This is a genomic window from Chromobacterium fluminis (genome assembly GCF_011602385.1).
GTDB classification, from domain to species: domain Bacteria; phylum Pseudomonadota; class Gammaproteobacteria; order Burkholderiales; family Chromobacteriaceae; genus Chromobacterium; species Chromobacterium fluminis.
Genome location: NZ_JAAOMA010000098.1, coordinates 1 through 6,551, shown reverse-complemented (window position 1 = coordinate 6,551; position 6,551 = coordinate 1). Strand labels below are relative to the sequence as shown.

Here is a 6,551-nt window from a genome sequence, read left to right as displayed (position 1 = left end):
GGCTGGCGTTGGGCCGGACGGAGGGAAAGCCGAGAGGCAGTAGCATGATGGCGCTCCAGTGGCGTTGAAATGGCCGCCATTACATCGCGCCGCTCCGGCGATGGCTTTCAGGAAGCGCTCAGAACCTGTTTACGATCAGCTGCGCGTCGATAGAGACATTGTGCGATGAGCGCCGTCTTCGAAATGCTCATGTAGCGCGTGTACGCACCGCTTTCTCAGCCGCAACACCTTGTTTCGCGCTGGCTCGCGAGACTTTGAACAGGCTCTCAGCCCGTTTTTTGGTCCGGCGGCTCGGCCGGGGGCTCGCCGATCAGGTAGCGCGGCCCCTGGCCCTGGCTGGCCGCGCAGTCGCCGGGGTTGTACAGCGCGCACTGGCTCAGCGACAGGCAGCCGCAGCCTATGCAGTTGCCCAGCCGGTCGCGCAGCCGGGTCAGTTCGTCTATGCGCTGTTGCAGGCGCGGCAGCCAGTCCGCGGACAAGGCCTCCCAGTCGCGAGGCGTCGGCGTGCGCTGGCTGGGCAAGGCGGCCAGCGAGCCGCGGATGTCGTCCAAGCTGATGCCGACGATCTGGGCCGCGCGAATGAAGGCGACGCGTCGCAGCGCGTCGCGCGGGTACTGACGCTGGCCGCCGGCGGAGCGGGCGCTGTGCAGCAGGCCTTGGCTTTCGTAGTAGCGCAGGGCGCTGGCGGCTACGCCGGAACGGCGCGCCAGTTCGCCTATGCTGAGCCAGGGACAGGGTTTGGCTAAGGGTGCGACGGGCATGAGCGGACTCGCTTGACTTAAAGTTGACTTTAACTTTTATCGTAAGGTCATGATTTTTTCAAGGAGGACGCCATGAACGCGCCAAGCTGTCACACCGAACTGCATGCCTTGCTGGACGCCAACCATGAGTTTTCGCTGATGCACAGCGACACGACCAACCATTGTCCGATGGCGCTGACCGCGCTGGCGGAAATGGGCGCGGAGCCGCATCAGCTGCGAGCATTCTTCGACTTCTGGGAGAGCGAGCGCGCCGAGCCGGCGGCGCTGGTGGAATACGATATCGGCTGGGGCCGCTGGGACGCGGCCTTGGGGCGGCTAGACGCCTTCCCGGCGCTGCTCAGAGTGATGGAGGAGAGGGTGGCGGCGCGCGGGGTGGAAGACACCGTGCGTGAGGCCTTGGGCAGCCTGCCGTTCTCGCCGGGCGGCGGCGCTTTCCACCCCTTGATCCGGCTGGCTTTCGCCCTGCGCGCCGGCCACGACGGCGAGGCGGCGGCGGGTCTTGCCTATTATCTGAGCAGCTATCTGCGCCTGCCCGCCGGTTTGGACGCGCACGCGCCGGCGGCTTCGGCGGAGGACGGGCTGGCGAGTTTGTCGCGGGCGATGAGCGGCTGGAACAGCCCGGATTACTGGATACACGATCGCTTCGACGCGGTGTTGGCCGATCCGCGCTTCGCCGCCGCGCTGCCCGGCGCGCCGCGCACGGCGGACTGGCTGGACGCGCTGGCGCGGGCGGCGCTGCGGGTGTACTGGCAGACCGACAACTTCACCGCGCTGCACATGGTGACGGCGACGCTGGCGCTGCGCGACGTGCTGGAGCATTTGCCCGGCTTGCCGGCGGAGGATTGGCGTCCCGCCTTGTGGCAGACCTTCTGCGTCGCCTATGTGTCCATCGGCGCGCCGGCTTTGGAGGCGGAGGAGCTGCCGGACGCGCAGCCGGCCTGGCCCTTATTGCTGCAGCGCGTGCTGAACGTGCGCAACGAGCATGTGATCAAGCTGGTGTACGCCTGCCAGCGGGAGTTCGAGCGCAGCGGCGACGCTTTCTATCACGCGGCGGCGGCGCGGGCCTTGTGGGACGCGGCGTGAATCACCAGTCTTCCATCTCCTTGGGCACGCCGCCGGACATGATCGCGTCCTGCATCCATTGCTGCATCATGCCGGCCACGCCGATATTGCCCACCAGCGAGGTCATCAAGGCGGTGTGCAGCGGGGAGGCGGAGTCAATCTGTTCCAGCGTGCGCTGGATCATGTCGTTTTTCTGCTTCAAGGTGGTGAAGGCCAGTTTGTCGGTGGCCGGGTCCTTGAACCCGCCCAGCAGCTTGCCGACGGCGTCGGCGTAGCGCTGTTTGTCCTCTTGCGAGTCGGACGCCGGCGGCGACAGCTGGCGCAGCGCCGCGAGGAAGGCCACCGCTACCGGGTCGGACTGGAAGTCCGGCCATTGGTGCGGCGGCGGCTCCACCGGCTTGGCGTCGTCGGCCTCCGGCGTTTCCGTTGGCGGCGCGGCGCCGTCGGCGTCTTGCGCCGCGGCCAGCAGCCGCTGTTGCAGCGGGATGAGGTCGTCGCCGGGCGCGGCGGCGCGGCCCATGGCGGAAGGGGTCAGCGAGGGGATCATTCCGGGCTCCTGTCTGCGGCGGCCAAGGCCGCCAGGTCTTGTTCCAGTTGCGCGATCAAGCCGCGCAGCGCCTGTTCCGACAAACGGCGGCAGTCCTGAGGCAAGGGCTCCAGGCATTGCAGCAACTGGCGGCTGGCCGGTTCCACGTATTGTTCCGGCGAGAACTCCGCCGCCTGGTCCGCGCAGCGCATCATGAAGCGCGCGTCGGCGTGGTAGTCGATCTGGATGGCGCCGGGCCAGTTTTCCGCCAGCAGCGTCATCAGCTGCGGCTGCAGCGCGCGGGCGCGCTTGGGCAGTTGCAGGTAAAGCGTGGCGTCCGGCTGGTCCAGGCCGCGCAGCCATTCGTCCAGCAGCAGCAACAGCGTGTCCGGATGGTCCACGGCGGCGGCCAGCATGGCGCGCGCCTCTTGCTCCAGCCGCTCGCGCCATCGCCAGGCCATGGCCTGGTTGGCGGCAAGATGGGCGGCCGCGTGTTCCAGCGCGACGAGCATGCCTTGCTGGTAGCCTTCCTGGTTGGCTTGCCGACGCAGGGCTTCGGCCTGGCGCTCGGCTTCGCGCAGCACGCGCTGCGCCTGTTGCCGCGCCTCGCGCTCCAGTTGGTCGGCGCGGGCGGCGCGGCGCAGCTGGCCGCGGCGCACCAGCACGCCTTCAGCGGCGATCGGCGGGCGGGGTGTGGGGATGTCTCTGGGCATGTTGTAGGGCCAAGGTCAGAATCAGGGCGTCGGCGGCCGGTTGCGGCGGCGCGGCGTCGGCCTCCGGCGGGAACAGCAGCGGCAAGCGTTGCGCCAAGGGGCGCGGCAGCCGCTCGCGCCAAGCTTGCAGGCGGCCGTAGCCGGTGAGCAGCAGCGCGCCGTGGCTGAGCGCCGGCCGTTGCGCGGCGGCGGCGTCCGGCGGCAGCGCCACGGCGGCGAATTCCTGCGCCCAGTCCGGCAGCCGCAGCAGGCCGGCTTGCCAGCCCAGGCCGGCGCGCAGCGCGTGGCAGCCCAGCAGATAGGCGGTTTGCGGCAGCCGCCGCCAGTGGCGCAGCCATTGCCGCGCCAGCGGGTCCAACTGGGCGTCGGCGCAGTCGCTGTCCAGCCGATAGGCGGAAATCACCAGCTCATTGGCCGCCGCGCGCGCGGCGGCGGAGGCGATCAACGCTGACGGCAGGACCAGCCGCCGCGGGTGCAGATAGGCCAGCGGGTCGTACAGCAGCGCTTGCAGCGCGGGGGACCGGGTGGCGGGCGGCTTACTCATGTCCGGTCTGCGGCTCGGCGGCGGGCGGCGTTGCCGCGGGTTTGGGCGCGCGGCGCTGCCACAGCCAGGCCGCCGCCGCGCCCAGGAGGGCGATCAGCGCCACGCCTGCCATCAGCCAGCTCAGGCCGGAGCCGCGTTCTTCCGTCGGCGCGGTGGGCGCCTGCTGCTGCGCTTCGCTGCGTCGCGACAACACCACCGAGATATTGTCGTAATCGATGTCGGCAAAGCTGTTCTTCAGGAAACGCTTGATATCGTTGACCATCTGCTCCGGGTCCACGTCGCGGTCGTACACCGCCAGCGCGGACAAATGGATGGGCTTGGCGGCGCGGCCGCCTTCGCCGGAATCCAGGTCGTAGCTGACATGCACGCGCGCGGACAGCACGCCGTCCATGGTTTGCAGCGACTGCTCCAGCCGCTGCTCGATGGCGGAGTACAGCCGCGCCTTTTCCGCGCGCGGCGAGGACACCAGGGAGTCCGCCGGGAACATCTGCGCCACTTCCACCCGCGGCCGCGACGGCAGGTTGTAGGCCTTCAGCCAGTCCACGGCGGCGGCGAAGTCCGGCTGCGCCACGGCGATGCTGAAGCCGGTCTTGCCGCGGTCGGTTTTGTCGGCCTCGATATTGTGGCGTTGCAAGACGGCGATCACTTCATTGGCTTGCTGCTGATCCAGACCCTTGAGCAAGTCCTTCTGCTGGCAGCCGGTCAGCAGCAAGGCCAGCAATACGGCTTTGAAACCATGGCGGATCATGAGCGCAGCAGGCTTTCTACCGCGCCCACGGTTTTGCGAGTGAGGGTGCTGATCATGGACACCTCCAGGTTGTAATTGGAGGTGCGCTGCTGCAGCTCCATCAGCACGGCCGGATTGCTCAACAGGCCCGGCTGTTCCAGCCGTTGCAGAATGGCGTCCTTCTCCATGCCTACGCCGACGGCGTTTTGCGAGAAGGCCTGGATCAGGCGGTCGTCCAGCGACACGAGATTGTGTTCGGAGCGAGTGATGTCGCTGACCTGGGCGGTCAGCGAATCCAGAGAGAGGGCGGCGATGGGGGTCATGGGCGGACTCCTGAAGCGCCGGCGCGTGGCCGGCGTCGGGGTTTAGCGGAAGTTCTGAATGATGGCCGCGTCGATGTCCTTGAACACTTTGACGGTGTTGGACTGCGCGTTGCGGTACAGGTTGTACTCGGACAGCTTGCTCTGGTAGTCGGCCAGCAACTGGGGGTTGGACGGGTTGCCGTTCAGCTTATCCAGCGCCGTGGTCAGCTCGCCTTGGAGCTTGCTGGTGCCGGTGTCGAACTCCTTGGACATGTCGCTGAGGGTCCAGTCCGGATTGGTGATATCGATTGCCATGGTGGTTTGCCTTTGGGTTTACAGGGGTTTGGGGAAATACCAGTGGCCGGTCGCCATCTTGACGTAACCCTGGTTGCCGTATTTGAAGGACTTGCCCTTGAGCCAGTCGTCCTTCAATTCAATGGCGAATTGCACGTAGCGGCCGCCCCATTGGCGGTAGTAGTCGTCGACGAAGCGGCGCGCGCGCAATAGTTCGCCGTCGTCCAGCGCGCCCTGGATCACGAAGGTGACGCCGTTGGGCTGCTCGCTGCGCGTGAAGGGCAGCGCCTGGCGCGACAGGCCGGTTTCGGCCTGGCTCGCGGCGGCGGCGTCGTCCACCGGCACGATGTCCACCGCGTCGGCGTAGGGCATTTGTTCGGCCAGCCGCTGCGACAGCGCTTGGCTGGCCGGCCCGCCCAGCGCGGCGCGCTGTTGGCTGACCCACAGCTGCGGCCGGCGCGGGTTGTCCAGCTGCAAGCGGTAGTAGGGCAGGTGCGGGTAGTTATCCGCCAGCCAGCGGCCGACGCGTTCGTTTTCCTGCTGCGGGCTGAGCACCCGCGCCGGGCGGTTGTAGTCGCCGCGCGCCAGGACTTGCCGCGCCCAGGCGCTGTCGCGCTCATTGGCGGCGGAAACGTAGAACACGCCGTCGCGGCCGGGCAGCACCTGGAAGCGCTGGCTGTCGCGTCCCAGCAAGGCGTTTAATTCCGAGGCCTGGCGTTGCGGGGTGTTCCACAGCCAGTAGCCGCCGCCGGCCAGCAACAGCGCGGCGACCACCGCCAGCGCCACCGCGGCGGCGGCGTGGCGACGCGCCGGTTTCTGTTCCGGCGGGGGCGCGTCCTGGCCGTGACCCAGCACCTCCGGCGACCAGGACAGGTGCTCCGGCCGCAGCGCCAGTTCCAGCGCGCCGATGCGCAGCGGGCGGTTGAATTCGGCCGGGCGCTCGTCCACGCCGGCGTCGCGCAATTCGCGCAAAGTCACTCGGTCGGGCTCGGCGCGGTCGATCAGCACTTCGAAATTGACGCCTCCCTGTTCCAGCGGAATGAACAGCGCGTCGGCCGGCAATTCCGGCAACTGGCCGGCTTCGGTCAGGGCGGCGGCCGGGCCGACCAGAAACAAGGTCTTGCCCGGTTGCAAAAGGAATTCGCAGCCGCGCAGCGGGCTGTTTAGCAGGCGGACCACGATGGGCGCCGGCGCGGAGAGAGTGATGTCTTCAGCTGCCATGGTGTCTGTCGGTGAGTGCGCAAGGTTCTGCGATGTTGACATTTACTTTACGGACAAGCCGGAATGGATTCCTGATGGAAAACCGATGAAATCTCGGGAGGGGAATCAGATTCGGGGAGGAGGGAAAAAGCATGGCGGCGTGCCGCGGAAGCGGCGGCCGCCATGTAAAGGGGGATCGGGAGAGTCGCGGAATTACCGCTGCTGAGCGCTGGCGGCCCGCGCCGCCATTTTTTGCTGTCGCTCTTTCAATTCGTTGATGAGCTCCGCTCCCGCCGGGGAGGCGGCGGAGGGCTTCGAGCCAGGTTCCTTGCGCTGTTTTTGGCTTTGTTCGTCACGCAGTTGCTGAATATCGGCCGCGCTGGCCGCCGCGATCTTGTTCCAGACGCGCGCCGGGCCAGCGC

Annotated in this window: 10 protein-coding genes; 1 reads left to right on the top strand and 9 read right to left on the bottom strand. The window is 67.8% G+C overall.

Annotated elements, in window-relative coordinates; translation table 11 throughout:
• Positions 1–266: 266 nt before the first annotated feature.
• Positions 267–761: a redox-sensitive transcriptional activator SoxR gene (gene soxR / locus HA052_RS26845; RefSeq protein WP_166454401.1), complete on the bottom strand. Its 495-nt coding sequence runs from the start codon at positions 759–761 to the stop codon at positions 267–269.
• Between the two features lie 72 nt (positions 762–833).
• Here soxR and HA052_RS26840 point away from each other — a divergent pair, with 72 nt between their 5' ends.
• Positions 834–1,844, top strand: a complete 1,011-nt coding sequence (locus HA052_RS26840; RefSeq protein ID WP_166454400.1) for a questin oxidase family protein — start codon at positions 834–836, stop codon at positions 1,842–1,844.
• 1 nt (position 1,845) lies between these two features.
• Here HA052_RS26840 and HA052_RS26835 read toward each other — a convergent pair whose 3' ends face one another.
• The 8 genes from HA052_RS26835 to HA052_RS27485 all read right to left on the bottom strand — a co-directional run.
• Positions 1,846–2,370 carry a hypothetical protein gene (locus HA052_RS26835; protein ID WP_166454399.1) on the bottom strand — a complete coding sequence of 175 codons (525 nt, stop codon included), beginning with the start codon at positions 2,368–2,370 and terminating at the stop codon, positions 1,846–1,848.
• Entirely contained in the window at positions 2,367–3,062 is a 696-nt protein-coding gene (locus HA052_RS26830) for an oxygen-regulated invasion protein OrgB (protein WP_166454398.1), read from the bottom strand. The genes HA052_RS26835 and HA052_RS26830 overlap by 4 nt, the downstream gene beginning before the upstream one ends.
• Positions 3,019–3,606 carry a type III secretion apparatus protein OrgA/MxiK gene (locus HA052_RS26825; protein WP_166454397.1) on the bottom strand — a complete coding sequence of 196 codons (588 nt, stop codon included), beginning with the start codon at positions 3,604–3,606 and terminating at the stop codon, positions 3,019–3,021. The genes HA052_RS26830 and HA052_RS26825 overlap by 44 nt, the downstream gene beginning before the upstream one ends.
• Entirely contained in the window at positions 3,599–4,354 is a 756-nt protein-coding gene (locus HA052_RS26820) for an EscJ/YscJ/HrcJ family type III secretion inner membrane ring protein (RefSeq protein ID WP_166454396.1), read from the bottom strand. Before HA052_RS26820 ends, HA052_RS26825 begins: the two co-directional genes overlap by 8 nt.
• On the bottom strand, positions 4,351–4,656 hold the full coding sequence (gene sctI / locus HA052_RS26815) for a type III secretion system inner rod subunit SctI (RefSeq protein WP_166454395.1): 306 nt from the start codon (positions 4,654–4,656) through the stop codon (positions 4,351–4,353). Before sctI ends, HA052_RS26820 begins: the two co-directional genes overlap by 4 nt.
• Before the next feature lie 42 nt (positions 4,657–4,698).
• Complete coding sequence (locus HA052_RS26810) at positions 4,699–4,950, bottom strand: type III secretion system needle complex protein (protein WP_166454394.1); 252 nt, start codon at positions 4,948–4,950, stop codon at positions 4,699–4,701.
• A gap of 18 nt (positions 4,951–4,968) precedes the next feature.
• Complete coding sequence (locus HA052_RS26805; protein WP_166454393.1) at positions 4,969–6,150, bottom strand: PrgH/EprH family type III secretion inner membrane ring protein; 1,182 nt, start codon at positions 6,148–6,150, stop codon at positions 4,969–4,971.
• A 192-nt stretch (positions 6,151–6,342) separates the two neighbouring features.
• The coding region (locus tag HA052_RS27485) for a hypothetical protein (protein WP_206119074.1) at positions 6,343–6,551 on the bottom strand (209 nt) is incomplete at its 5' end.

What these genes read in the sequence shown, in the direction of transcription:
- HA052_RS26820 (WP_166454396.1), bottom strand. Translation starts at nt 4,354, where the DNA reads ATGATCCGCCATGGTTTCAAAGCCGTATTGCTGGCCTTGCTGCTGACC.
- soxR (WP_166454401.1), bottom strand. Translation starts at nt 761, where the DNA reads ATGCCCGTCGCACCCTTAGCCAAACCCTGTCCCTGGCTCAGCATAGGC.
- HA052_RS26840 (WP_166454400.1), top strand. Translation starts at nt 834, where the DNA reads ATGAACGCGCCAAGCTGTCACACCGAACTGCATGCCTTGCTGGACGCC.
- HA052_RS26825 (WP_166454397.1), bottom strand. Translation starts at nt 3,606, where the DNA reads ATGAGTAAGCCGCCCGCCACCCGGTCCCCCGCGCTGCAAGCGCTGCTG.
- HA052_RS26805 (WP_166454393.1), bottom strand. Translation starts at nt 6,150, where the DNA reads ATGGCAGCTGAAGACATCACTCTCTCCGCGCCGGCGCCCATCGTGGTC.
- sctI (WP_166454395.1), bottom strand. Translation starts at nt 4,656, where the DNA reads ATGACCCCCATCGCCGCCCTCTCTCTGGATTCGCTGACCGCCCAGGTC.
- HA052_RS26835 (WP_166454399.1), bottom strand. Translation starts at nt 2,370, where the DNA reads ATGATCCCCTCGCTGACCCCTTCCGCCATGGGCCGCGCCGCCGCGCCC.
- HA052_RS26810 (WP_166454394.1), bottom strand. Translation starts at nt 4,950, where the DNA reads ATGGCAATCGATATCACCAATCCGGACTGGACCCTCAGCGACATGTCC.
- HA052_RS26830 (WP_166454398.1), bottom strand. Translation starts at nt 3,062, where the DNA reads ATGCCCAGAGACATCCCCACACCCCGCCCGCCGATCGCCGCTGAAGGC.